At 54.6% G+C, this 26789-nt stretch carries 23 protein-coding genes; 16 read left to right on the top strand and 7 right to left on the bottom strand.

What is annotated here, in order from left to right:
* Window positions 1–157 precede the first annotated feature (157 nt).
* A complete protein-coding gene (locus tag MJA45_RS27980) occupies window positions 158–1081 on the bottom strand; it encodes a metallophosphoesterase family protein (protein ID WP_315605170.1) in 924 nt (307 codons plus the stop codon).
* A gap of 135 nt (window positions 1082–1216) precedes the next feature.
* Here MJA45_RS27980 and MJA45_RS27975 point away from each other — a divergent pair, with 135 nt between their 5' ends.
* Entirely contained in the window at window positions 1217–1780 is a 564-nt protein-coding gene (locus MJA45_RS27975) for a hypothetical protein (protein WP_315605169.1), read from the top strand.
* A gap of 109 nt (window positions 1781–1889) precedes the next feature.
* On the opposite strand, the gene MJA45_RS27970 is transcribed toward MJA45_RS27975, so the two are convergent.
* The 6 genes from MJA45_RS27970 to MJA45_RS27945 all read right to left on the bottom strand — a co-directional run bounded on the left by MJA45_RS27970 (window position 1890) and on the right by MJA45_RS27945 (window position 6412).
* Window positions 1890–2507 carry a DedA family protein gene (locus MJA45_RS27970; RefSeq protein ID WP_315605168.1) on the bottom strand — a complete coding sequence of 206 codons (618 nt, stop codon included), beginning with the start codon at window positions 2505–2507 and terminating at the stop codon, window positions 1890–1892.
* Window positions 2508–2535: 28 nt separating this feature from the next.
* Window positions 2536–3183: a hypothetical protein gene (locus tag MJA45_RS27965; protein ID WP_315605167.1), complete on the bottom strand. Its 648-nt coding sequence runs from the start codon at window positions 3181–3183 to the stop codon at window positions 2536–2538.
* 13 nt (window positions 3184–3196) lie between these two features.
* On the bottom strand, window positions 3197–3511 hold the full coding sequence (locus MJA45_RS27960; protein WP_315605166.1) for a PadR family transcriptional regulator: 315 nt from the start codon (window positions 3509–3511) through the stop codon (window positions 3197–3199).
* Window positions 3512–3600: 89 nt separating this feature from the next.
* Window positions 3601–4146: an RDD family protein gene (locus MJA45_RS27955; RefSeq protein ID WP_315605165.1), complete on the bottom strand. Its 546-nt coding sequence runs from the start codon at window positions 4144–4146 to the stop codon at window positions 3601–3603.
* A gap of 69 nt (window positions 4147–4215) precedes the next feature.
* The gene (locus MJA45_RS27950; protein WP_315605164.1) at window positions 4216–5040 is read right to left on the bottom strand and encodes a hypothetical protein; all 825 of its coding nucleotides are present in this window, start codon (window positions 5038–5040) and stop codon (window positions 4216–4218) included.
* A gap of 343 nt (window positions 5041–5383) precedes the next feature.
* On the bottom strand, window positions 5384–6412 hold the full coding sequence (locus MJA45_RS27945) for an LLM class flavin-dependent oxidoreductase (RefSeq protein WP_315605163.1): 1029 nt from the start codon (window positions 6410–6412) through the stop codon (window positions 5384–5386).
* Between the two features lie 242 nt (window positions 6413–6654).
* On the opposite strand from MJA45_RS27945, the gene MJA45_RS27940 reads away from it, so the two are divergent.
* The 15 genes from MJA45_RS27940 (at window position 6655) to MJA45_RS27870 (ending at window position 26762) form a co-directional block, all read left to right on the top strand.
* Window positions 6655–6987 (top strand): winged helix-turn-helix transcriptional regulator, encoded by a 333-nt coding sequence (locus MJA45_RS27940; RefSeq protein ID WP_315605162.1) that lies wholly within the window; start codon window positions 6655–6657, stop codon window positions 6985–6987.
* Between the two features lie 120 nt (window positions 6988–7107).
* Entirely contained in the window at window positions 7108–7740 is a 633-nt protein-coding gene (hxlA, locus tag MJA45_RS27935) for a 3-hexulose-6-phosphate synthase (RefSeq protein ID WP_315605161.1), read from the top strand.
* Between the two features lie 4 nt (window positions 7741–7744).
* Entirely contained in the window at window positions 7745–8302 is a 558-nt protein-coding gene (gene hxlB / locus MJA45_RS27930) for a 6-phospho-3-hexuloisomerase (RefSeq protein WP_315605160.1), read from the top strand.
* A gap of 669 nt (window positions 8303–8971) precedes the next feature.
* Entirely contained in the window at window positions 8972–10081 is a 1110-nt protein-coding gene (locus tag MJA45_RS27925) for a BMP family lipoprotein (RefSeq protein WP_315605159.1), read from the top strand.
* A 131-nt stretch (window positions 10082–10212) separates the two neighbouring features.
* The gene (locus MJA45_RS27920) at window positions 10213–11739 is read left to right on the top strand and encodes an ABC transporter ATP-binding protein (protein ID WP_315605158.1); all 1527 of its coding nucleotides are present in this window, start codon (window positions 10213–10215) and stop codon (window positions 11737–11739) included.
* Window positions 11736–12815 carry an ABC transporter permease gene (locus MJA45_RS27915; protein WP_315605157.1) on the top strand — a complete coding sequence of 360 codons (1080 nt, stop codon included), beginning with the start codon at window positions 11736–11738 and terminating at the stop codon, window positions 12813–12815. The genes MJA45_RS27920 and MJA45_RS27915 overlap by 4 nt, the downstream gene beginning before the upstream one ends.
* Window positions 12799–13752, top strand: coding sequence for an ABC transporter permease (locus MJA45_RS27910; RefSeq protein WP_315605156.1), 954 nt, complete (start codon window positions 12799–12801; stop codon window positions 13750–13752). The genes MJA45_RS27915 and MJA45_RS27910 overlap by 17 nt, the downstream gene beginning before the upstream one ends.
* Before the next feature lie 370 nt (window positions 13753–14122).
* Window positions 14123–14953 carry an ABC transporter permease gene (locus MJA45_RS27905; RefSeq protein WP_315605155.1) on the top strand — a complete coding sequence of 277 codons (831 nt, stop codon included), beginning with the start codon at window positions 14123–14125 and terminating at the stop codon, window positions 14951–14953.
* A 15-nt stretch (window positions 14954–14968) separates the two neighbouring features.
* Window positions 14969–15865: a carbohydrate ABC transporter permease gene (locus MJA45_RS27900; protein ID WP_315605154.1), complete on the top strand. Its 897-nt coding sequence runs from the start codon at window positions 14969–14971 to the stop codon at window positions 15863–15865.
* A gap of 59 nt (window positions 15866–15924) precedes the next feature.
* Entirely contained in the window at window positions 15925–17427 is a 1503-nt protein-coding gene (locus tag MJA45_RS27895) for an ABC transporter substrate-binding protein (RefSeq protein WP_315605153.1), read from the top strand.
* A 97-nt stretch (window positions 17428–17524) separates the two neighbouring features.
* Window positions 17525–18511, top strand: coding sequence for a hydroxyacid dehydrogenase (locus MJA45_RS27890; protein ID WP_315605152.1), 987 nt, complete (start codon window positions 17525–17527; stop codon window positions 18509–18511).
* 37 nt (window positions 18512–18548) lie between these two features.
* Window positions 18549–19499: a carbon-nitrogen hydrolase family protein gene (locus tag MJA45_RS27885; RefSeq protein ID WP_315605151.1), complete on the top strand. Its 951-nt coding sequence runs from the start codon at window positions 18549–18551 to the stop codon at window positions 19497–19499.
* Between the two features lie 27 nt (window positions 19500–19526).
* Window positions 19527–20798: an enolase C-terminal domain-like protein gene (locus MJA45_RS27880; protein ID WP_315605150.1), complete on the top strand. Its 1272-nt coding sequence runs from the start codon at window positions 19527–19529 to the stop codon at window positions 20796–20798.
* A 54-nt stretch (window positions 20799–20852) separates the two neighbouring features.
* Window positions 20853–24197 (top strand): discoidin domain-containing protein, encoded by a 3345-nt coding sequence (locus MJA45_RS27875; protein WP_315605149.1) that lies wholly within the window; start codon window positions 20853–20855, stop codon window positions 24195–24197.
* Between the two features lie 204 nt (window positions 24198–24401).
* Window positions 24402–26762, top strand: a complete 2361-nt coding sequence (locus tag MJA45_RS27870; protein ID WP_315605148.1) for a helix-turn-helix domain-containing protein — start codon at window positions 24402–24404, stop codon at window positions 26760–26762.
* The last annotated feature ends 27 nt before the right edge of the window (window positions 26763–26789 follow it).

The following is a 26789-nucleotide window of genomic DNA, read 5'->3' as shown; positions in this document are numbered from 1 at the left end:
CGGCTTCTTCTCTGGGGCTGGGGCGAAGACCCCGGCTGAACGCTCGGCCCTTTATTCTGCACACAGCCAATAAAAAGCTTGCCGCGAGTCCAATCGGACCACGGCAAGCTTTTTTGTGTTGGAGAAACCGGTAATTCCCTGGCCCGTCGTTACCGGATCAGGCGGTAAAGCCCACCGGAACGATCCGCCGCTTCACGACCTTCCCGTTGCGGACGGTGAACTCGACGAAATGGAAGATCGGGGTAATCGTTCCCTTAAGGAAACCGGCCTTGACGAGAGGGGCTCCGGCGCCTCCCGAAAGCACATATCGGGTGCCTTGGAAGGAGAGCGTATCGAAGGCATGGACATGGCCGACCAGGGCGAGCGGAAGGCGGTCCTCGACAATTTTTAGAAAGCGGTTCAGCTGGCCGTTTTTGTTTCCGAAGGTGGAGGTCGGATCCTGGAAGTAGTTCGGGTTGGCCCACTTGCCGACTCTTGGCGGAACGTGCATCGAGAGAATGGCATTAGGCTGCGCGGCGGTAAGGGCGAGATCGAGGAAATTCAATTCTCCCGGCGGGAAGCCGTATACCTCCTGGCCCGGTCCTCCGAGATTGGTGATGTTGGAGACCCCGATCAGGGAGGTGCGGATTTTCGGGTAATGCAGGGCCCAATGGGTCGGCCCAATGTATTTGCGGAAATTGTCCAGCGGGCCGTTAATGCCGGTCTGGTCGTGGTTGCCGGGCACAATGAAGAACGGAATGTCGGGCACTCCCCGGGCGGGATCCTGGATCAGCTGGAGGATGCTGCTTACCTTAAGGCCCGAATACACGCCGCCCGTCTTGAACTCCTGAGCGGTTCCCGTGAACACCGAATCACCGCTGTGCAGGATGAACAGCGGCTTGCGCTTCAGACCACGGATGGCTTGGAGAACGAGCCGGAAAACCGTGTTGCTCGTCTGGCCGTCCCCGGCCCAGCTGTCCCCCATTCCGATGAAGGTGAACTCGTTCGGATTTTTGAGCTGGCGGACGAGGGTGTTGAGACGCCGGCGCGAGGTTTCGAAAAGAGTGGGGGTGGCGGAGAGCTTCTTTTTGATGGTGGGCATGGACACGTTCCTTTCCCAATAGGTTTACCCAATCAGGATATGGGAAAGGAAGCCCGGAGGAACGGCATGTGCCTGTTCAGCATCTCCTATAGAAGGAGAAATCCTAAAATAACTCGTAATGGAGGTCGGCAAGGGATGGCCATTCCCGCGGGAACCTGTGTCGGAGTGCTGTATTACAAGGAGAGGGGAGGATTATGGACGGTAGGCGTGCATAACGGACGAACCCGGAACACGGTGACCAACCCCTCGGTGCTGATTCTGGGCCATGTGAGCAATGAGAAGCAGTTCAACCAGCCTAAACCGGAGGCGCTGATCTTCTATCCGACGCTTGCCGCTTACCGGGCCGCTGTCAAGAACCCGCCGCCGATCAGCGTCGGCCGGCCGTTCGGGGTCCGTATCGCCACGAAGGTGACGGCACCCGGCTCCAAGCATGCCTGCGTGGCGTTTCTGCAAAGCCTTCCCTCCAAAGGAGGCACCCTCGTGACGAAGGCGCATAACGGCAAGTTTCGCTCCTACCTGTCCCCCCGGGGCAAGGTGTACAACAACGTAGCGGCCGCCATTCAAAGCATACGCGACGATCCCGGCGGCACGCTGTATTATGACCATTACAACCTCTTTCCCGGGGCGAGCGGAAGCTATGATCTTAAGCCGGAAACGACCTTCAAGACGAGTGTCACCGCCCTGCGGTTTCTGGTTTAACGAGAAGAGTCTGTCCTAAGTGTCTTATCCGGGAACTCTGTCGGTGAGAAAGCTTAATTATGCACGCGAGGGATCTTAGGTAAGCGGACCAACACTCCCGGATAAGCCGCTAGGTACGGGAGCGGAGGTACCGTTTCTTCAGGAACAGGAAACCGGCCAGGCCGGCAAGCACAACGATTCCCGCGTAGACGATGTTCGAGTAGACGTCCATGTAAGCGACGATGTCCTCCCAATTGCCTCCTACGGCGGCACCGACGCGGACCAGGACCAGGTTCCAAATCAAGGAGCCGACCGTCGTGAGGACGAGGAAGGCGGGCAGGTTCATCCGGGTGCTGCCCGCGGGGATGGAGATCAGGCTGCGGACGAGCGGAACGAGCCGGCAGAAGAGCACTGTCCACGCCCCGTACCGGGAGAACCAGGCATCCGCCTTCCGGATATCCTGCGGGGTAAGGCGAAGGATACGTCCGTAGCGGATCACGATCCGCTCAAGCCGGTTTACGTCCAGCAGCCGGCCGACGGCGTAAAGAAGAAGAGCGCCGACCACCGAGCCCAAGGTGGAGGCGATGACCACGCCGGTCACGGTAAGCGTAGAAGAAGTCGTCATGAACCCTCCGAAGGTGAGAATGACCTCGGAGGGAATGGGCGGAAAGAGATTCTCCAGCATGATGAGAAGAAAAATACCGGCATAGCCGAATTCGTCCATGATGGACGTGATCCAGTTTTCCATGATTACACTCCTTCTTGTTATAGTGAAATTAGTCGGACAGATGCTCCTTAAGCTTCCGGTACAGCAAAGCGTCGAGTGCCTTATAGAGCACAAACAGGAAGGCCATTCCAAAGCCGTAGGCGGCGAGGATCGTTTCGGCAAGGAGAAGTAGAAGCGAATGCGGAAACGTCATCCAGCCGATAAGGGCGAGTCCGGCAAAGGCCGCAACAGCCGTCAGGGACCAGCCAAGAAGATAGTAATGGGCATGCAGCTCGAAGAGCAGGGAGTTCTTGGACAGCGACAGCAGCTCCTGGACCCGGAACTGGGAGACGGCTTCCCGGGCAGCTTCCTCCTGGGTCCTTCCCTGGCTCCTTAAGTCCTCGGCGTAATCCTCAAGGTAGTTCTGCAGTTCCTGCTTGTCCTCCTCGCTCAACGCGAGCTGGGCGACATAAGCAGGAATATCCTCTCCCTTCCGGTACAGGCGGTTTAGGTGCATATGGGCGATATAATTGACGGCCCCCCAAAGAACGGCGATGCCAAAGGAGAGCCCATAAGCGGCGGAGAGCCAGAACTGGTCTTCGGGATCGATTACCCGGTCGGCGTAAAAGGTGGCTGCGCAGATGAAGATGGAGAGCGCGAGCAGCCATCCGTATTTCAGATCATGCAGGCTGAAGAGCTTGCGAATAAGCGGTCTCATGGTCCTTCCCTCCCTATAAGAACGGATCGACGATATCTACCGTCTGCTTCCATTCCTGTGTGTATTGGTCAAGCAGCTTCCTTCCCTCATCCGTCACGGAATAATACTTGCGCCGCCCCCCATGGCTTTCGCTACCCCAGTACGAAGTTACGGCCCCCTGCTTCTCGAGCCGCTTCAGCGAGAGGTACAGCGTCGCCTCCTGAATCTCAAAAACCCCTTTCGTACGTTCTTTGATCGTCCTTGAAATTTCGTATCCGTAATTCTCCTTCTTGTTCAGGACGGACAGAAGCAGCAGGTCAATGGTTCCTTTCAGCATTTCGGTATTCAAGGGCAGGACCTCCAAAGGACGATTACTTAATAACGTTAGGTACTAACCCATAGTAAATCATATTACTTAAAAATGCAAGGTACCAAATATCAAAAAGTATTCCTGCTGTCCGACGAACGGGCCGAACCCTCCATTCGGACAACGGAAGTCCGGGAGAGGATGTCGTACAAGGTTCTTTTGGTGGGGGACAGGGCTGTGCCGGCATAGAGAAGCACCAGGCCGTAGACACAGGCGCCCAGGAAGATGTCGGAGAAGGTCATGTCCTGTCCGTTCGAGGCGGCGAGCCGGTAGATCCATCCGTGAGCAAGCTCCCAAGGAAGAAATTTCAGGAAGGTTCGGAGAACGGAACGGGGAACCGAGACAGGCCTTCCGGAGCTGACGACGCGGAGGCCGAGCTTTTTTTTGCCGAAGGATTGGCCGACGAGCCGGGAATCGCTTATGACGTAGTACAGGCCGATGGGCAGGGTGACGAGAAGGAAGCCGGACAGCTGGGACCATACGAGGGAACGAGAAAAAAGCTTCTGAACGTCAGGATAAAGGTAGAGGCTGACCAGCGCGAGGACACCGAGATAAAGGGCGATCCCGGCATAATCATACAAAAAAGCGGCGAGGCGCCGCGCAAAACCGGCAGGCATACGCTTCCCCCTTCCTTCTCCCTTTACAGGCTATACGAAAGAAGGAGGGATAAGGTTGCAGACCGCTGCTTAAGAAGACCGGGGAGTGAGGAGGCGCCGGAAGGCTGTCAGCAGGAAGAGGGACGCGGCTTGAACGAGAGTGAGCCCCAGAAGATTCGTGACGAGGGGCGTACGGATCAGCCCGTACTTGAACAGCAGGAGGTTAACGGCCAGGAGAATTCCGGTAATGACGAAAAGGCCCATCCGCCTCACCCCCGCTGCGGCCGCCCCCGCAAACAGGAGGGAATCGGCGAGCACGCACAGGTTGATGAAAACGATATGGCCGCGTGACACGTCCGCAAACCAGGGGAGCCGGTAGTGGAGAGCGCCAAGAAGAGACGTATACAGGAAGACAAGGCTGAACTGGAGCGTCAGGTTAACAAAATACAGGATGAGAAAGCGGGGCAGAGCGCGGTCCATGCGGCAGCGGATGAGCCTCCAGATCCAGCGGGCGATTAGGAAGAAAACCGGCAGAGACAATCCCGTGTAGAGGACGTTCCACCAGTTATCAGCGTAAACGCCGAGGGACAGAAAGAGTATCTCAATGCCCATGAAGGCCAAGGCGGCCGCCGCCATCCCCGGCCAGCCGATCCGGTACACCGTGAGGAAGACGCCGGCGGCCGGAACAATAAAGCCGTCGGAAGCGATCCCTCCAAGGACGCCGTCAAACCAAGGATCCTTCACGAGGCGGGGGGTGTACCGGTAGCTGTCGAGCAGAACGAAGACGACGAAATCAAAAACAAACACAAGGCCGGACAAGCACAGGTGGAAGGGGAGGAACCGGAGGCTTCCCGTCTTCCTCCAGGAAAAGACCGTCAAAATCAGACTCAGGACAACCAGACCCAAGTAAGGCACGAACGATGGAATACCCGACCCCTCCCCTAGTGTCTTATCCGGTAACTTTGTTGGTGGGAAAGCCTCTGTATGTGCACGAAAATCAATAGAATAGCAGAACTTATTAGCGGATAAGGAACTAGCGCATGTGTAGTTATTCTCCCCGTTCGTTCCCTCTCTATACCGCCCCTGGAAGGAGGAGGAAGGGGAGGGGATGGGGCACGGGACGGAGCATTGTTCGCTCTTCCCGGTTCCCCTATACTAGGAGCAGATGGTAGGGGCGGAATCCCCGGAGGAGCAGGAACGGCAAAACCCCGGTTCCTAAGGAGCCGGGGTTTTGGATTACGTAGGGACTGGTAGAGCCTTAGCTCAGCACGGCTTCCGCCAGCAGCTCGTAGGAACGGAGCCGGGCGGAATGCTCGTAAATTTGGGCGGTTACGATGAGCTCGTCGGCTTGGGTCTCCTCCAGAATGGCCTGAAGCCGTTCCTTGACAAGGGCTTTGTCGCCGACTACCGAATAGCTGAGCTGCTTCTGGACGATCGACTTCTCGTACTCGCTCCATACGCCCTCCATGGTATCGACTGGCGGCTTCAGCATGCCGGGGGTCCCGCGGATCAGGTTCAGAAACTGCTGAAGCTGGGAAGTGGACAGTCGCCGGGCCTCCTCCACGGTGTCCGCCACCACAACATTCACGCCGACCATGGCATACGGCTCCTGGAGGGAGTCCGAGGGGCTGAACTGGCCGCGGTAAAGCTGGAGGGCGGGCAGCAGATAATCCGGAGCGAAGTGGCTCGCGAAGGAGAACGGCAGCCCGAGCTGACCGGCCAGCTGGGCGCTGAAGCCGCTGGAGCCGAGGAGCCAGACGGGAATGTCCAGCCCTTCTCCCGGTACGGCCCGCACTCCCGGTGCGGCGTTGCCGATCTCGGGATTAAAGTACGAGCGGAGCTCGCTCACGAGCTCGGGGAAGTCCTCCCCGTTGCTGCCGAGCCCCCGCCGGATGGCGCGGGCGGCGGGCTGGTCGGAGCCCGGCGCGCGGCCGAGGCCGAGGTCGATGCGGCCCGGATAAAGCGACTCAAGCGTGCCGAACTCCTCGGCGATCAAGAGAGGAGCATGGTTCGGCAGCATGATGCCGCCGGAGCCGACCCGGATGCGCTCGGTCCCGGCCGCTACGTGGCTGATCACGAGCGAGGTGGCCGAGCTGGCGATGCCGGTCATGTTGTGATGCTCGGCGAGCCAGTAGCGGTTATAGCCCCACTTGTCCGCATGGCGGGCGAGGTCGAGGGTGTTGGCGAGCGACTGGGCGGGCGTACTGCCCGCCACGACAGGGGCAAGATCCAAGACGGAGACCGGTACGCCAAGCGAACCGCGTGCTCCCGGTGAAGCTACAGTCATGATAAGGATTCCTCCTTCTGGACAAGTTATCCTTCCAACAGGGTTCCCCGTTCCGGCGGATCCTAGTGCCTTAGCCGGTAACTTGGTAGGGGGAAGCCTGCTTATGCGTAACAGATTGCTTGTCTACTATTATCGGCTGTTTGCCTATTAATTTCAAGCTGCGTTATTTTAGTAAGTGAGTGTCTGGGAGGGAATCCTGATCTTAACGAATGGAAAAGGGGATCTGGAAAGGAGAGGAGCTTATGGGGGATTTGCGCTTTAAACGCTCGGTGGAATTGACGCTGAAGGTGATCGGAGGCAAGTGGAAGCCCGTTATTCTGTGCCACCTGACGGACGGGGTGCACCGTTTCGGAGAATTGAAGCGGGAAATGCCGGACATTACCCAGAAAATGCTCACCCAGCAGCTGAGGGAGCTGGAGCAGGACGGCATTATCGATCGGACCGTCTACCAGCAGGTGCCGCCCAAGGTGGAATATTCCTTGACGGAATACGGCCAAACCTTGAAGGAGGTGCTCGTCGTGATGGCGGAGTGGGGGATCCGTCATGAGGAACGGACGGGCGTCGAGGAGGACTAGAGGGCTGTCCTTGGTACCCAAATGGGTACTAGGCCACCCGAAAGTGCGTACTGGTCAACCGGGAGAAGAGCGCCTATGATGAACCACGTAATCTAAATCCCGTTAAGGAGTGATGGAATCGTGGAGCTTCAGTTGGCATTGGATCTTGTCGATATTCCCGGAGCCAAGCAGGTGATTAAGGACGTGGAGCCTTATATAGATATCGTGGAAATCGGGACGCCCGTGGTCATCAACGAAGGCCTGCGCGCCGTGAAGGAAATCAAGGAGGCTTTCCCGAATCTCCGCGTGCTGGCGGATTTGAAAATCATGGACGCCGCGGGCTATGAAGTGATGAAGGCTTCGGAAGCGGGCGCGGATATCGTGACGATACTGGGAGCGTCCGAGGATGCCAGCATCCGAGGAGCGGTGGAGGAAGCCCGCAAGCAGGGGCGCCAGATCCTCGTGGACATGATCGCCGTCAAAAACCTGGAGCAGCGCGCCCGGGAGGTCGATGAGCTTGGCGTGGACTACATCTGCGTTCATACCGGCTACGATCTTCAGGCCGCGGGGCAAAATTCCTTCGAGGACCTGCGCACGATCAAGCGCGTGGTCAAGAACGCCAAAACCGCCGTCGCTGGCGGCATTAAGCTAGAGTCGCTGCCGGAGGTCATCCAGGCCGAGCCGGATCTCGTCATCGTCGGCGGCGGCATCACGGGGCAGGCCGATCAGAAGGCGGCGGCTTCCGAGATGCAGCGTCTGATCCGGCAGGCCTAAGCCGATGCGGACCGAACAGTACTTGGCTGCCATCCTCGACGAGCTGAACCGGGTGAGAGAAGCGGTAGCCGGGGAGCCCGCGGAGGAGTTGGCCGAGGCGATCCTGGAGGCCCGCAAAGTGTTCGTCGCCGGAGCGGGCCGCTCGGGCCTCATGGGCCGCGCCTTCGCCATGCGGCTTATGCACCTCGGCGTGGACGCCTATGTCCCCGGCGACACCGTGACGCCGGCTCTCGGCGCGGGCGATCTGCTCCTGGCGGGCTCCGGCTCCGGCGAGACGAAGAGCCTGACCGCCATGGCGCAGAAGGCGAAGAGCCTCTCCGCCCGCGTAGCGCTGGTGACGGTGGCCCGGGAGTCGACCCTGGGGCGGCTCGCGGACCTCACCGTCACGCTTCCGGGCGCGGCGAAGGAGGAGACGGGCCTCCAGCGGAGCACCGTCCAGCCGATGGGCTCGCTCTTCGAGCAGACGCTGCTCTTGTTCTACGATGCCCTGCTGCTCCGGCTGATGGAGAAGACAGGCGTCGATGGAGCCGCCATGATGAGCCGCCACGCCAATCTGGAGTGAGGCTAGGCTTTCGCGGGGGGCTAGGCTCTCTCCCCGAAAGCAGACCGAACTGTCCCGAATGCCTTATCCGCAAATAAAATTTTGCGGATAAGGCACCAGGTAGATTCTTCTACCGAAGGGGCAGTTTTTTCTTTGTCCTCAGCTCCGGGGCACTGTCGAATTTCATACCGGAAGGAGTCCGCGGAGGGGAAAGCCGATGCCTAACGAATCGAGAACACCCTATGAAGCGAAAAAAAGCCCTGGGACGAATCTAGCGAATCCTGATAGCGTTATTCGCTTAACGGGAGTCCTTTTTGGCCCGAAAGGGGGCGTATAGCGTGTTGTAGATTCGTTAGAAGGAGAGAAGGGTTTATTTGACGCGAATAAGCCTTGTACGGTTCGTAAGCCTGCTTGCTTGTCCGGAGGGAGGCGGCAAATCTCTCAAATGAAATGTAAGCGATTCCTACTATTTCAAGAATACGGAATCCGCTCCTCCCCTCCGGCAAGCCGTCCTTCGATCGCCAACGAAACCGGCGAAGCCGCGCCTTCATGGAAGAAATGCACTGACGCGTTGAAGAGGGAACTGGCTAAAATCGGCAACAATTCGGTTGAAATGGGCCCTGTTTGCCACTATAGTAGGAGGGTAGGTTACTACTATCCTTTAATAGAAATCAGGAGGGTTACTTCTTCATGAAAAAAGGGGTCATCGCATTAACCAGTCTGGTCCTCTCCTTCTCTCTCTTAGCCGGCTGCGGCAGCAGCAAGGGCTCGGAACCGGCGGCATCCGGAGACACAGGCACCAAGACGGCAGCCAAGCTCAAGGTAGGGATGGTCACCGACTCGGGAACGATCGACGACAAATCCTTCAACCAAGGGACTTGGGAAGGCATTCAGAAAGCCGCAAAGGAGCTCTCCATCGACAGCAAATACTTGAAGCCGGCGGGGACGACGGAAGCGGACTATACGAAGGAAATCGGCAACCTGTATGACGCCGGATACAAATTTATCGTGGCCCCTGGCTTTAAGTTCGAAACCTCCATCTTTAAATCGCAGGACAAATACAAGGACGCCAAGTTCGTTCTCATCGACGGAACCCCGCATAACGGCGACAATAAATCGGTCGTGAAGGAGAACACTGTGTCCATTTTCTTCGCCGAGCATGAATCCGGCTTCCTGGCCGGTGTGGCTATGGCGCTTCAGCTGAAGGAAGGCCAAGCCGGCTTCATCGGCGGAATGAACATTCCTCCCGTGCAGAAGTACAACTGGGGCTTCCAGCAGGGCGTGAAGTACGCCAACGAGAAACTCGGAACGAAGATCACGATCAAGGCCGAGAACGTCGTGTACCAAGGGTCCTTTGACAACGTGGCGGCAGGCGGCCAGTTAGCGGCCCAGATGTTCGACCGCGGCGTGAACGCCATCTTCTGTGCGGCAGGCGGCGTAGGCGTAGGAGCTATCAACGAAGCGAAGACGCGTGTGAAGGCCGGCAAGAAGGTTTGGATCGTCGGCGTGGACGTCGACCAATACAAGGACGGCGTATATGAGGGCGAGAAGTCGGTCATCCTGACCTCGGCCATGAAGAAGATCGACCAAGCGGCCTTTGATATGATCAAAGCCGAGAAGGATGGCAAGTTCCCGGGCGGCAAGACGATCACGTTCGACAGCAAGAATGACGGCGTGGGCATCCCCGACAAGAACCCGAACCTGACGGAAGACACCGTGAAGAAAGTAACGGAAACGCTGGGCAAAATCAAATCCGGAGAGATCAAAGTCGCCGCCGAGCAGGGCAGCCTGATCAAGTAACGGAAACTCGTGCAGTGCTTTATCGGCAAAGCAGAACAACACTCACGGATAAGGCACCAGGCTCTAAAGAAGACGGATCCCTCCGTCTTCTTTTGCCGTTCGGGGACCGGTTACCAAAAGGAGGGAAACGGATGGATTACGTTATCGAAATGCTCCACATCCGCAAGGAATTCCCGGGCGTCGTGGCAAACGACGACATTACGCTGCAGCTGAAGCGGGGAGAGATCCATGCGCTGCTCGGCGAGAACGGAGCCGGCAAGTCGACTCTCATGAGCATCCTCTTCGGCATGTACCTGCCCGACCGCGGAACGATCAAGGTGAACGGAAAAGAAACCGCTATCTCCAATCCGAATGTGGCGAACCGGCTCGGAATCGGGATGGTGCATCAGCATTTCAAGCTCGTCGAGCCCTTTACGGTGACGGAGAACATTATCCTCGGAGGCGAGACGCGCCGCGGGATGATGCTGGACATCGAGACCGCCGCCAAGCGGATCGAGGAGCTGTCGAAGCGGTACGGGCTTAATGTGGACCCCTATGCGAAGATCGAGGACATCTCGGTCGGCATGCAGCAGCGGGTGGAGATTGTCAAAATGCTGTACCGCGAAGCCGACGTGCTCATCTTCGACGAGCCAACGGCGGTTCTCACCCCTCAGGAGATCGAGGATCTGCAGAAGATCATGAAGAACCTCGTGCAGGAAGGCAAGTCCATCATCCTCATCACCCACAAACTAAAAGAAATCAAAGCCGTGGCCGACCGCTGTACGGTCATCCGGCGCGGCAGAACGATCGGCACCGTCGAGGTGGCTGAAACCGGAGAAGCGGCGATGGCCGAGATGATGGTCGGCCGGCAGGTGACTTTCAAGGTCGCCAAGACCCCGGGCTCCCCGCGTGAGACGGTTCTGTCCATCCAGGACTTGTCCATGGCGAACAACAAGAAGCCGGAAGCCTTGAAAAGGTTTACGCTGGACGTGCGGGCCGGGGAAATCGTCGGAATCGCCGGGGTCGAGGGCAACGGACAGGCCGAGCTCATCGAAGGAATCACGGGGCTTCGGCCGGTCAGCTCCGGCCGGATCGCCTTCCACGGGCGGGACATTACCGCCCTCAAGGTAAGGGACCGCATCCGCCAAGGCATCGGCCATATCCCGGAAGACCGGCAGAAGCGCGGCCTCGTGCTCGATTACACCATCGAGGAGAACATGATCCTCGAGGTGTACAGCCAGCCTCCCTACTCGAAGGGAGGCCTGCTGAACCGGCTGGCGATCCGCAAGCACGCGGAGCATATCATCAAGAGCTTCGACGTCCGCTCGGGGGAAGGGCCGGTCTCGGCCGTCCGTTCGCTCTCCGGAGGGAACCAGCAGAAGGCGATCATCGGCCGCGAAATCGAGCAGGACCCGGACCTGCTGATTGCCGTGCAGCCGACCCGTGGGCTCGACGTCGGTTCCATCGAATACATTCACAAGCGGCTCATCGAACACCGGGACAAGGGCAAGGCCGTCCTGCTCGTCTCGCTCGAGCTGGATGAGATTCTGAACGTCTCGGACCGGATCGCCGTTCTGAACAACGGGGAACTGGTCGGGATCGTCAACGCGGCGGAGACGAACGAAGGAGAGCTTGGCCTTATGCTGGCCGGCGTGAAGAAGGGAGAGGGCACCGCATGAAGAACAGCACCATATCTCTTCTCGCCGGGATTCTCGGCTTGATCGCCGGGGCCATCCTCATGGCGGTGACCGGCCATAACCCGGTAGAGGGCTACCGCTTCCTGATCGAAGGCGGCTTGAAGAACCCGGAAAGGATCGGCAATACGCTCGCAACGGCGACTCCGCTGATCTTCACAGGGCTTTCCGTGGCCTTCGCTTTCCGGACGGGCTTGTTTAATATCGGAGCAGCAGGCCAGCTCTTGTTCGGAGGCTTCTGTGCCACGGCGCTCGGGCTGACGCTGGACCTTCCGCAGCCGGTCCTGCTGCCGATTATGATCGTGGCCGGGTTCCTCGGAGGCGCCCTATGGGCCCTCGTGCCGGGCATCCTGAAGGCCCGCTTCAACGTGCATGAGGTCGTGTCCACGATCATGATGAACTGGGTCAGCTACTGGATCGTCTATTATGCCATCCCGGCGTATTTCAAGGCGGAATCGGTGGAAACGGAATCGAAGCAGCTTGCCGAATCGGCCCTCCTGCGGGTTCCGTTCCTGACCGAGCTGTTCGACGGCTCCTACTTGAACCTCGGGCTGTTCCTCGCCCTTGCAGCCGTACTCGTCACGGCCTTCCTCATTAACCGCACCACGCTCGGGTACGAGCTGAAGGCGGTCGGCTTCAACCGTCACGCGGCGGAATATGCGGGGATTGCGGTCAAGCGCAGCATTATCCTCTCCATGTTCCTGTCGGGCGGTTTGGCCGGACTTGGCGGCGTCGCCCTCTATGCGGGCAATGCGTCGAGTATTCAGATCGGCGTACTGCCGACCCAGGGCTTTGACGGCATCGCCGTCGCCCTTCTCGGGGCGAACTCGCCTATCGGCGTGCTGATCTCCGCTGTCTTCTTCGGGCTGTTGTACTCGGGCCGCGGCTTCATGAACGCCATGACGGAGATTCCGCCGGAAATCGCGGATTCCATCATCGCGATTATCATTTATTTTGCCGCAACGGGCGTTCTCATTGAACGCGTGGTGCGCCGATTAACGAAGCGCAGAGCCGCATCCAAAGGAAAGGGGGTGGAGGGAAAACATGTGGACCACCATTGAGCAGATTTTCCCCTACGCGATTGTCTTCACCATCCCCCTCTTGATAACCGCCCTCGGCGCGCTGTTCAGCGAACGGAGCGGGGTCGTCAATATCGGGCTCGACGGGCTGATGATCATCGGTTCCTTCAGCGGCGCGTTCGTGATCTTCAAGCTGCAGGAGGCTTACCCGAACCAGCCCTTCGTCCTGTGGATCGGACTGCTCGCGGCTATGGTCGCCGGGGCGCTGTTCTCGCTCCTGCATGCGTTCGCGAGCATCAATCTGAGCGCGAACCAGATCATCTCCGGGACGGCGATTAACCTGGTCGCGGGCTCGCTGACCGTCTTCCTCGCGCGGAACATGACGGGAAGCGGGAACATCCGGCTCTTGAGCGGCATGTCCCCGTTCGATGTTCCCCTCCTGTCCTCGATTCCCGTGCTCGGTCCGCTTCTCTTCACGAAGACGTACCTGACCACGTGGATCGTCCTGGCCATCGTTTTGGGCAGCGTGTTCATGCTGTACAAAACGCCCTTCGGGCTGAGGCTGCGGGCCTGCGGCGAGCATCCCCATGCCGCGGAGGCCGCCGGGGTCCGCGTCCAGCGGATGCGGTACATCGGCGTGCTCCTCTCGGGCGCCTTCTCCGGCCTCGGGGGAGCGATCATCCTGGTCACCTATGCCGGAGAGTTCACGGGCAGCGTCGCGGGACTCGGGTTTCTGGCGCTCGCGTCGCTCATCTTCGGGCAGTGGAAGCCGCTCGGCGTGCTGGGCGCCACCCTGTTCTTCGGCTTCGCGAGCACGGTCGCGAACGTCTCCCAGGTGGTGCCGTCGCTCGCGGTGTTCCCTCCGGTGATCTTGAAGGTATTCCCGTATGTGGTGACCTTAATCGCGCTCGTCGTGTTCTCGAAGTCGTCCAACGCGCCCAAGGCGGCGGGGGAGCCTTTTGCTTCGGATAAACGATAGAACGACGGAAAGGCCGAAAGACTTGATTCTCCTTATATAAGGAGAGTCAGGTCTTTTTTGCTTAAGTAATGAAAAAATCAGGTGAGTATGAGTAGTGGAGGGGAAAAGGAGGAGCCGCAAAGGTCTTTTGGAGCCAGTAGGTCAGAAAAATTCAAAAAGTACAGTCCAATTGGAGAGAAAAGTACAGTATTTGCACTTTTCGCCACAATAAAAACTGGTATGTTGAAGGTGTAGCAAGGTAAGCATGGACTTGAGGCCAACGGAGGAGGAGGAGATCGGCATAATGAGGCGTCCCCAATCGTTACGTTTTTTTGAAAGACACATCGAATTGTTCACTCTCTCATTACCCGCTGTCATTTACATCTTTATCATGGCGTACATCCCGATGTTCGGTGTTATTGTCGCCTTCAAAAATTACCGTTACGACAAAGGGATTCTGGGGAGTGACTGGATCGGCTTTAAAAATTTCGAGTTTCTGTTCAAAAGTGAAACCGCCTTCCGCATTACGCGCAACACCGTTTTGTACAACTTGGGTTACATGGCCGTAACCACCATCTGTGCACTCGCTGTTGCCATACTGCTTAATGAAATCTCAAAGAAGTGGCTTAAAATTTATCAAACTTCCATGATTCTGCCGTTCTTCTTGTCATGGGTTGTCGTAAGCTACATCACCAATGCGTTCCTTGACCACCAGAATGGATTTTTGAACGGGTGGCTGGCCGCTATGGGCTTTGAAAAGGTCCAATGGTATTTTAACGCCAAATATTGGCCCTTCATCCTGAACATCGTTCATCTATGGAAAGCCATCGGGTTCTCGGCTTTGGTCTATTACGCCGGTATTCTCGGAATCGATGCGGAATTGTACGAAGCGGCACGGATCGACGGGGCCAAGAGATGGCAGATGGTCACGAATATTACCATCCCCCAGCTCACTCCGCTGATCATTATTTTATTGATTCTTTCCATAGGAAATATGTTCCGCGGCGATTTCGGCCTGCACTTCTTTATCCCGAACAACAGCGGAATGACCTATAGCACAACGGATATTATCGATACGTACATTTACCGGGCGCTTAGTGAAGTGGGCGACATCAGCATGGCTTCCGCGGTAGGCCTGTATCAATCCTTCGTCGGCTTCGTCCTGGTGGTCACCGCCAACTATACCGTAAGAAAAATTAACGATGAAAACTCATTGTTCTAAAAGGAGGCTACCATTGTGCACGCCCAACGACAAAAGATAATGTGGTCTCCGCTGCTTATTCATTTGCTGTTCATCGGCATCACGCTTTCTATGCTCATTCCCTTCCTGATCGTTGTCATTATCTCCTTATCCGACGAACAATCGATCCTGCATCACGGATTCCGCATCATTCCGGATAAGTTCACCCTCCTGTCCTATACCTATTTCTTAAAGACCCCGGATACCATTCTCAATGCGTACGGCGTGACGATCACCGTCGCCATCGTAGGGACTCTTACCAGTCTGATCCTCACTTCAACGTTAGGCTATACGCTTTCGAGAAGGGATTACGGCCTGCAGCGGGTGACTTCGTTCTATGTCTTCTTCACCATGCTGTTTAACGGCGGACTGGTCCCGTTCTACATCCTGATGACCCAGGTGCTGCACCTGAAGGACACGATATGGGCGCTGATTGTTCCCGGCCTGCTGAGCCCGTTCTATGTCCTGATTATGAAGGGGTTCATGGCTAAGATTCCGATTGAAATCATCGAATCGGCCAAAATGGAAGGAGCGAGCGAATGGAGGATTTATGCTCAACTGATTCTCCCTTTGTCGAAGCCGGCGCTGGCCACTTTGGGATTGTTCATCTTGTTCAATTTCTGGAACGAATGGTTCAATGCGCTGCTGTTTATCAATAACGAGAAGCTCGTTCCCCTGCAGCTTCTGCTGGTTCGCGCCTTGAGTTCGCTGGATATTATTACGTCCCGCCCAGAATTTTTGCAGGCCGGGATCAACCTGGATATGTCGCAATTCCCGAAAACCTCGGCAAAATTCGCGGTCGTCGTCTTGTCGGCGGGACCGATGCTGCTGGTATTCCCTTTCTTTCAACGGTTTTTTGTGCAAGGCTTGACGATAGGAGCCATCAAAGGCTGATTATCATTTTATAAGGTTGTCCCACAAAAATCAGGGAGGGTTCTTCATTGAAAAAACCAATGGAAAAAAGATCACGTTATCATCTTACGATGGTCATCGCTTTGTGCTCCGTTTTCGCCGTTACGGGCTGTGGCAAAACGTCTTCGGGTGCTACCGCTACCGAAAGTCCTAACGCTTCTGCCGCACCCACGGATGCCGGAAAGAAGCTGGATCCCGTTGAATTGACCTGGTACTACCCTCAGAACAAAGCCAATCCTGATCTGAAGCTTGTCAACGATGAGGTAAACAAAATCACCAAAGAGAAAATCAACGCGACCATCAAGCTGCAGCCGGTTGATTTCGGAACCTACGAACAGAAGCTGAATACGGTGGTGGCAGCCAGCGAACCGGTTGACATTATCTGGACCTCCAACTGGCTCTTCAAGTTTGAAGAGAACCAGAAGAAAGGTGCCTTCCTAGCGCTGGATGATCTTCTGAAAACGGCCGGGGCGGACTTATACAAATCGCTGCAGAAGAAATTCTGGGACGATGCCTCGATCGGCGGAAAAGTCTATGCGGTGCCGAACTTCCAGTTCTCGGCAAGCCGTGCCGGTTTGGTTATTCAGAAGCGCTTCGTCGATAAATACAAGCTCGACATTAACTCGATTAAGAAAATCGAAGACATCGAACCGTTCCTGAAGCAAATCAAGGAAGGCGAGCCGGGCATCACCCCTTTCGGCACCACCAAAGGCTTCTATACCGGCATGCTGTACGGAATCGATCCGAAGGTGCCGGTGTATGAAAACGATCCGAACCACAAGGTTCTTCCGGACGTAACCAAGGAAATGAAGCAAAATTACGCACTGGCCCACTCCTGGTATACCAAAGGCTACATTAATCAGGACGCCGCTACGTTAAAGTCTGCGGCCGATGCTTACAACAAAGGAACCACGGCTGTCTGGTTTGACTGGACGGGAAAGCCGGGCTCGGAAGTGGAGTTTAAGGCGGCCAACGCCGGTAACGATGTCGTTCTGGTTCCCCTGTCCAAGGCCTACTTCACGGGAGCGGCAAGCACACTGAACGCCATCAGCCGAACCTCCAAAAATCCGGAGAGAGCCATGATGTTCCTGCAGCTCGTGAACACCGACAAGAAGCTGTATAACACGCTTGTTTACGGAATTGAAGGCAAACACTATACGAAAACAACGGGTGATTTTATTAAAATCAACCAGGAAGCGGGCTACTTTACGAACACGGACTGGGTTTTCGGCAATATCAGCAACGAATACCTGCCGGAAGGCGCACCTGCCGACAAGATTGCCCAAACGATTAAAATGAACAATGAAGCCCGTGTCTCTCCCTATAACGGATTTGTCTTCAACTCGGAGCCGGTTAAGACGGAGCTTGCGAATATGAAAGCCGTTCAGGACGAATACAGCGCGGCTCTCGGCAGCGGTACGCTGGATCCGGAGAAGAACCTCCCGATCTACGAACAGAAGCTGAAAGCGGCCGGCGCGGATAAGGTTGTTGCCGAGAAACAGAAGCAGCTGGATGAATGGCTGAAAACCCACCCCGCAAAATAAAGAAGGTTCCATAAAGATTGACCGGCTGAGAATAGATTGGGTTTTCCCCGTCTGTTCTCAGCTTGTTTCTAGACTACATTTAACGGGAGGGATTCCATTGAAAATTGCCCTGCTGCAGGGGAAGGATGTAAGGGAAAAAGTTTTTCAACAGGATCATTTGGAGCAGCTGCGCTCGATCGGGGAAGTCGTGCTCAATGAAGCAAGCGGCAATCCTTCCGAGGAGCAGACGTCCGAGCTGCTTAAAGGGGCGGACATCGCCATCACCTCCTGGGGCTGCGGCCCTATGACGGAGCGCGTCCTCAGCAGCGCCCCGAATTTGAAGCTTGTTCTTCATGCGGCGGGCACGGTTAAGCCGATTGTCACGCCTGAATTATGGGAGCGCGGGGTACGCGTCTCCAATGCAACGGAGGCATTAGGCAAAGGGGTCGCGGAAACGGCGCTCGGCTTCACCATTGTTTCCCTCAAGGATATGTGGAGATTGAGCAAGGAAACGAGAGAAGGAGGCTGGGGTTCGGTAACGAACGTGCGCGAGGTGTATGGACTCACGGTCGGCGTCGTCGGAGCAGGCCGCGCGGGTTCCCATTATATCAAGCTGATGAGTAATTTCGATGTCAACCTTGTCGTCTATGATCCGTTTGTCAGTGAAGAAAAGGCACAACATATGGGGGCGCAGAAGGTTACATTGGAAGAGCTGCTTGCGCAAAGCGACGTCATCTCGATTCATCTCCCCTCGATTCCGGAGACCCATCACATGTTCAACCGGGAACGCTTCGCCCTGATGAAGGATACCTGCGTCCTGATCAATACGGCCCGCGGTTCCGTCATAGACGAAGATGCTCTTGTCGCCGAGTTGGAAAAAGGAAGGTTCTTTGCCTGCCTTGATGTAACCGAGCCGGAGCCGCCGAGCCCGGACCACCCGTTCCGCCGCCTGCCCAATGTTGTGCTTACGCCTCATATTGCGGGAGCCGTCAATAACGGAATGCAGCGGATTGCGCAGGCCACCATCCATGATTTGCAGGCGTTTATCGGCGGGCGGTCCATGAGCGGGGAAGTTTTGGCGGAGCATATGCATTTGCTGGCTTAACGGACAGAATTCGTTTCCATGAAGGGGGAGGCGGCGAATGGCGAGATATGTAACGATAAGCTGCATAGGACCAAGACCGTTGGCGATCGATGCGGAAGTTCCGCCCCAGGAGGTGGTGGAGCGTATGATCGGGCATTGGCAGAGCCAGCTGGACCAGGTGCTCCCGGACCGCCCCGATCTGATCGTCCTGTCCGAAGTATGTGACAGGCCGGATCCGGGAAGGTTCCCGCTCAAGCAAAGATTGGCCTATTACCGTGCCCGGAACAACCAAATCCGCGATTTTCTGGCGGAAACTGCGAAGCGGCACCGCTGCTATATCACGTATCCGGCCCACACGGAAGCCGAGGACGGTACCTGGCGCAACGCCATGCAGCTGATCGACCGTGAAGGCCGGGTGATGGGAACCTACCATAAAAATTACCTCGTTCCGGATGAATATGATAAAGCGAATATTCTTTATGGGAAGGATACCCCCGTGTTCGAGTGCGATTTCGGGAGGGTCGTTTGTGCGATCTGCTTTGATCTGAATTTTGAAGAGCTGAGGCGGCAGTATGAGTTGGCTAAACCGGACCTGATTGTATTTCCTTCCAATTATCATGGCGGGCTTATGCAGAATTATTGGGCGTATTCCTGCCGGTCCTACTTTGCGGGTGCGGTTTCCGGCGCGCCCTGCACCATTGTTACCCCGCTTGGGGAGGTGGCGGCGCACAGCACGAATTACTATTCCTTTATAACCGCCACGGTTAATCTGGACTACGCCGTTATTCACATCGATGAGAACAGCGCCCATTTTCCAGGGATCAAACAAAAGTACGGGCCCAGCGTGAAAATTCATGATCCGGGGCTGCTTGGCTGCGTCCTGCTGACAAGTGAATCCGATGAATTTACGGTAAACGATGTCATAGAGGAGTTTGGATTGGAACGGATGGATGATTATTTCCGCCGCACGGAAGAAGACAGGCACAAACAAGGACGAATCGAGGCATAACCCATAGCGGCAGGAGAGGATGGCCGGATGATAACGATTGAGAAAACGAATCTTGTGGTGGAACGCGAAAAGCTGCTTGCGCCATTCGGGTTTAAAGGCGGCTATGTGGATGAACTGTGGCAATCCCTGGTAACGTTGGAGGATCAGGTAGGAAGGGAGGGATTAGGCTGCGGCGTTCAAAGCATCCTTTGGTCCGACCCTCAGGTTTATTCGGAGTGGGGGAACGAGCGGGGCAATGTCTTTATGAATGAGATTACCCGGTATGCGCTGACGTCGGTCAAAAGACGGCCGTTTGAAACGCCGATGGATCTTCTGGATCCGATGAAGGAGCAGGCGTATGAATTTGCTTCCCGCGTTTGGACGGGGAAGAATCCTCTCCGGGTAACCTTTGCGCTGAACGCGCTTGTCCCGGTGGACCAGGCGTCCTGGATGCTGCTGAGCCACACGAAACCGGGCGCCCGTTTCTTCGACCTGATTCCGGAGGAGTACCGATCCGGTCTTTCCTGGCGCCATGAACGGCTGGCTGCCACCCCGGTCGTCGGATATGGAATGACGATAGAGGAGATCACCGCTTTGCTGGATGACGGATATTTTGTCCTCAAGATCAAGCTCGGCTCCGACCCCAATCAGGATGGAGATCCCGATAAAATGATGGAATGGGATATCCGGAGGTTGAAGGAGATTCATCGGATGGCCGGGCACCGGAGCTGTTCTCATACCGCGAACGGGAAGATTGCCTATTACCTGGATATGAACGGCCGGTACGGGAATAAGGATCTGCTGTGGAGACTGGTCGAGGCCGCTGAGAGAATGGGGGCCCTTGAGCAGATCCTGTTGGTGGAGGAGCCTTTTCCGGAGCACCTCCATGTGGATGTCTCGGATTTTCCGGTCCGGGTGGCAGGGGATGAAAGGGTGCACAGCGAGAAGGACGCCTTGGCCCTCATCCAGATGGGCTATGGAGCGTTTGCCTTAAAGCCGGTAGCCAAAACGATGAGCATGAGCCTGCGTGTGGCTAAGCTTGCGAGTGAACACGGCATTCCCTGTTTCTGCGCCGACTTGACCGCAAGCCCTATCATGGTCGATTGGAACAAGAATCTGGCCGCGCTGTTACCGCCTGTTCCTGGCCTTTCGACAGGCTTGATCGAAGCCAATGGCGTACAAAATTATGCCCATTGGGAAGCCATGAAGAAATCCCATCCCATGCCGAACGGCAGCTGGACGGATACGAGAGAGGGGCAATTTTATTTACAGCCTGAGTTTTATGAACATAATGGGGGCGTATTTGGCCGGCGCCGTTAAGGTACGCCGTTGAGTGTGTGGTCCAATCTCTAACTAACGAGGAGGCGTTGATTTATGTCGGGTAGGTCGATTAAATCAGAGTTTGCTTTGGTTATGAAGATTTTCTGCGTTCTGGCACTCAGCTTTGGGCTTCTGCCCCCCCTCACCGCAAGCGCCGCAGGCATCACCTATTACGTAGCCGTGACGGGAAGCGACACCAACACGGGAACTTCCTCCACAAGCCCGTACCGAACCATTACCAAATGCGCTCAAGTCATGGCAGCGGGAGATACCTGCGTGATCTCATCCGGTACCTACAGGGAAACGGTCACCCCCGCCAACAGTGGAACGAGCAGCAGTGCAGCGATTACGTTTCAAGCGGCACCCGGCGCCACGGTCATTGTAAGCGGCACCGAAATCGTTAGCGGATGGAGCCCCTACTCCGGCAGTATTTATCAGGCTAATCTTTCGTGGGACATGGGCAAAGAAAATCAATTGTTTATCCGAAACGGCACCACCGTCACTCCACTATGGGAGGCGCGCTGGCCGAATATTGGCACCTATACCCTGCCTGGATTGAAAGCCGGTACGGCGGCGGCCGATTCCGGATCGGCTACGACTCTGGTGGATTCCGATCTGCCGGGCGGCGCCGATTTCTGGAAAGGCGCAACGGTTTGGGAGAGAGGCGGTTACGCCTATGTGGCCATGACGAGCAAGGTTACCGGGTATGACAACACCACCCACACCTTAACCTATAATCCCATTACCGGTAATTTTTCCGATTTGTATCCCAAATCAGGCAGCCCCTACTTCCTCAGCGGCGTGCTAGGCGCATTGGATGCCCCGAATGAATGGTATGTCGATGCGGCTGCCCAGAAGGTCTATCTGTGGGCGCCGGGCGGAGGATCTCCCACCAATGTGGAGGTAAAGAAACGCAAGACGGCGTTTAACTTAAACGGCAAAGACTATATCCATATCACAGGCATTCAGACCTTTGCTGCCAATATCACCATGAGCGGGTCCAACTATAACGTTCTGGACAGCATGGATGCCCAGTATATTTATTTCTCGAACTTCTCCCAGAGCACCAGTAACTTCGACCAGCTTAACGGCGGGATCAGCATAAGCGGACACGACAATGAAATCAAGAACAGCACGATCGCCTATTCTTCCGGTACTTTGGTCAATATCGACGGAAGCAACAACCGCATCGTGAATAACGTGATCCATGACGGCAGCTACATCGCCTCCTACGATCCGTTAGTCAAGCTTTCGAGCGGCACCGGAAACTTAATCAGCCGCAACGAGATCCGCGGGTCCGGCCGGTACAATATCTATTGGGGAAAGGGCAGCGGAGAAATCTCCTACAACGATATTTCCGACGGCATGTGGCTTTCCCGGGACGGGGCTTTGATTTACAGCTGGGGCATCGATACGGGAAACAGCAATATCCATCATAACCTGATTCATGACAGCAAGGGAGAGGACGCGAGCATCGGCCTTTATTTCGATAATTATACCGAAAATGCCGTGGTCCATCATAATGTTATCTATAACAACGACACCGGTATTCAATTGAATACGCCGGGGAATTTCAAATTGATCTATAACAACACGGTAGTAAATAACAAGGAAAGCATGGCTTATTGGGGCTCGGCGCCCTATAAAGAAGAATTGTATGGAACGAGGGTGTTCAATAATATCCTGACGGATAAGGTATCCCTAACGGAAGATACGGTAAGGGGATTTAATACGATAACGGCGGACGGCTTGAATTTTGTGAATGCTTCCGCTAATAACTATCGGTTGAGCTCGGGTTCCACCGCCATCAATACGGGTGCCATCCTTCCCGGGATTACGGACGGCTATAACGGCCTCGCCCCTGATGCGGGTGCTTATGAATTCGGCGGAACCGATTGGACGGCGGGCCCGAATCCGGCCATCATACCGGGACCCTACACCCAAGTGGATACCCCGTATATGAACCTCGTGAAGGATAGTGCCTTCGAGAACGGAACGGACGGTAATCTTAGCGACAAGTGGCTGGTGTGGTCGACCGTTAAAGACAATAACCGAACGGTGGATCTTGGGGCTACCAATTTATCCATCCCAGCCTGGCAGAAGAGAGGCTATACGAAGAAAGTACAGCTTGGGCTTGGGGGAGGCGTAGAGCAGTTGATTACCGGGCTGAAGCCGAATACCTCTTATAAATTTGTAGCTTGGGTTTATAACGAACAAGGGGCATCCGTGAATGTCGGGGTATTGAACTATGGAGGAGCCGCCATTGATGTAAATACAACGGAATACACGAAATATGTACGCCAAGAGGTAACCTTCACGACCGGAGCAACCAATACCTCGGCCAGAGTACGGATATGGAAAGATAACTCGACCACCCTTTACTCCTACGCGGACGATACCGGGTTGTTCGAAGTAACTCCATTCGATTCCGGGGTTTATAAGAATCAGGCCTTGAACAAAACCCAGATTACCGCGAGCGGTGCTCTCAGTTTCCCCGAGCGGTTAACCGATGGATCCACCTCGGCCTATTCCAATATGGACAATACCGGTCCCCAGTGGGTCCAAATCGACTTGGGCCAGAGCTACAGCTTGGATAAGATTAATGTATTGCATTACTACACGAGCTTCGATCAAAGAACCTATCACGATGTGATTGTCCAGGTATCGAACGATTCGGCGTTTGCGGCCAAGAGGACCGTTTTCAACAACGACACCGACAATTCGGCCGGTCAGGGAACGGGTACCGACGCGGAATACGTGGAAACCAGCACCGGCAAAGTGATCACCTTCAGTCCAGCCATTGCCCGCTATATAAGGCTGTGGACCAACGGAAACACGAAGTATCCAACCCAGCATTATACGGAAGTAGAGGCGTGGGGCATCCCGTCTTATACACCGACGTCTCCTCTGCAGGGGTATAAGAATCTGGCGCTCGGAATGAACGCTTCCAAAATAACCAGCAGCAGTACCGTGGGCAACGCCTACCGTATAACGGATGGATTGTTTAATGCCTTTGCCAATCAAGACGCTCTTTATGCCCAATGGATCCAGCTGGACCTGGGTATCTCTTACAGCCTCGATAAGATCAAGCTATGGCATTTTGTAGACAATGTAGATGCCATTCCGAGAAAATACCAGGATGTGATTATCCAGCTGTCGAACGATCCGACCTTTGCGACTTATACGACCGTTTTCAATAACGACACCGACAACTCGTCCGGTCAAGGAGCGGGATCAGACGCCGAATACTTTGAAACCACCGGCGGCAAAGAAATCTATTTCCCTACCACTAACGCCAGATATATAAGGTTATGGGCTTACGGGAACAACCGCAACACCGGCAAGCACTATGTGGAAGTAGAGGTGGATGGATCGCCTACGGCGGGAATGGGGACCTGATCGCGTGGCCTCAAACGATAGCCTGTAACCAAAGACCGCTAGCCGTTCTTGACGGGCAGCGGTCCCTTTTCTCCATTCGGCCGAATCCTATTTCTAAGGCTCCAATAGATCCATTTCATGGTAAAATAGTCGTAGAACACTCGAACTACCAGACCGTAAAGCCAAACCTGCCGATTTTTCTTACACTGTATATGAGAGGGTCCTATGATTAACTATCTGCGGAAATACAGAGAAAGAAAATACTTAATGCGCATTATTCTGTCGATCAATCTTTTGATTGTTTCGATCATGCTGGTTTCTTTGCTGGCGGCCTATTGGTATTCCCAAAAAATCAGTCTCGACGCTCAGGGCGAAGCGAACGAAAAAGTTCTCTCTCAGATCAATTATAATATTTCCTATATGAATGAAACGGTAAAGAACTTTGCCATTTCTTTGTTTTACGACAATGATATGGCCCATTTGCTGTTCAGCAGCGACCAAGACAAGTTCAATGACATTACGAGAATTACCAAATTGAATAAAACCCTCGCTTATAACTCGTATATTCATTCCATTATTATTTATAACAGCAAGCGAGGCTCCTATTTTCCTTCCGGGGATGATACGCTGCTGTCCGAAAACAGCAATTTAATGAAGATCGTGGACGGTTATTTAAGCGGCAGCAAGCCGATCTATAAGATGCAGCTTATGCCGGTTCAATTTATTCCGGATTCGAAGCATCCGGAAAGAACCCAGGAAGTCTTTTCGCTTTATATGTATGACTCCTTGGATGAGTATAAAAAGTCGGAAAGCGCCCTGATCATAAACATTAAACCCGAATGGCTGTTTGAAAAGATGGAGCTGATGAATCTCCATTCCCCGACCGGCGCCAATCGTATTTTTATACTCGACCAGAACAAAGAAATCTACAGCCCGACCGATCAAGCGGATCCGGACCTGACCCATTTGAAAAACGAGGTATACCGCCACATCGCTTCCTCGCCAAACCAGGTTTCTCAATTTACTTACTCCTATCATGATGAAAAACAGATCGTCAATTACATGGTGAACGCCTCGACCCATTGGGTCATAGTCAATTTCGAACCCTACACCGCCGTATTGGCTGCGGTAAACAAATTGAAAGTCGTCTTTATCACCGTTGCCGCGGTTTGTTTCATCCTGGCCCTGTTCGCTTCCTTCTTTGTTTCGACTAAACTGTACTCGCCGATCAATGGTTTACTGAAGCAGACGAAGCGGCTGCCGGGACATGAGCCGGAAAGCTTGAAAGACAAGGATGAAATCAGTTTGATTTCGAGCAGCTATAACCACTTGATCGAAAAACTCATGAGTGAGCAGAACAAGAAGGAAGGCAATGAAAGCATCATAAGATCCTATTATTTAAGGAAACTCGTCACCGACAGCTCCCTATTTTCGGCCAGCGAACTGCAGGAATGCATGGACAAGAAGTACTTGAAAGTGGATTTGCACAAAGAGCTCCTGATCGGGGTTCTCAAAATGGACCATTATGACAAAATTAGCGAAGAGATCACCGATTCGTCGACCGGCTTCGATTTGAAGCTTCTCCTCTTTGCCATCTGCAATATTTTTATGGAAATCGCTTCGGAAGAGATGACAGCCGACGTTGTCGATATCCGGGGGGAGCATCTTGTATTAATCATTGGTCTCCAAGAGGTTCATGATGAGATCCATTCCAAGCTAACGGAGGTAATCAACAGAGTCCAGCAGGTCGTTCATGATTACTACCATGTCACATTTACCGTCGCGCTCAGCGAGATCGTGCCCCACTATAACCAGATCACTTATTATTATGAGAAAGCACTTGATTACCTGATGTACCGAATGAATTTTGGTTTAAACACGGTGATTACTCCGCAAAGGGTGCAACCCAATCTGGAGAACGGAGAATCGCAAATTCCATTGGAAATGGAAAGAAAGCTGATGGAAGCGATCAAATCCAACCGTCAGGATAAGGTGTTCCAGGAGCTTGGCCATATCCGCGGGGTAATCGCCGGAATGAGCTCGGATGCCGTTATCCAATCCGTCATTAGTCTCGGAATCATCATCAAACAAACGATCCGCGAAATCAATCTCAACCGATTGTCACCCCTAATGGTGGATTTGCGTTCCATCGACAGACTTGTGTTTGAGAAGGAAACACTGGATGAAATCTTCTCCGAGTTCACGGCGGTTCTAAGCGCCATCTTCGTTAATCAAAAGCAGGTGGCCGAAAATAAAGATCATGTTATCGTGGATACCATCAAAGATGTCATCCAAGCAAACTATGCCGATGCCAACTTGAGCCTGCAGGATATCGCGGATATGTTAAAAATGTCTTCCGCCTATGTAGGCCGAATTTTCAAAAAGCATGAAACCATCTCCGTTGCCGACTATATCAATGAAATCCGGCTGCTTAAATCCGTCATGCTGCTGGAAACGAACAATCTGCCGATCAATGAAATTTCCGAAAAAGTCGGGTTCAGCTCGCAGAGCTACTTCTTCAAAATGTTCAAAAAACGCTTCGGCACCACTCCGAAAGAATACCGAATCAAAAAATCGCTGATGTAGGGACGGAAATTCCACAAAAATTCAAAT

It is taken from the genome of Paenibacillus aurantius (genome assembly GCF_032268605.1).
GTDB classification, from domain to species: domain Bacteria; phylum Bacillota; class Bacilli; order Paenibacillales; family NBRC-103111; genus Paenibacillus_AO; species Paenibacillus_AO aurantius.
This window is presented reverse-complemented; position numbering and strand designations above follow the sequence as displayed.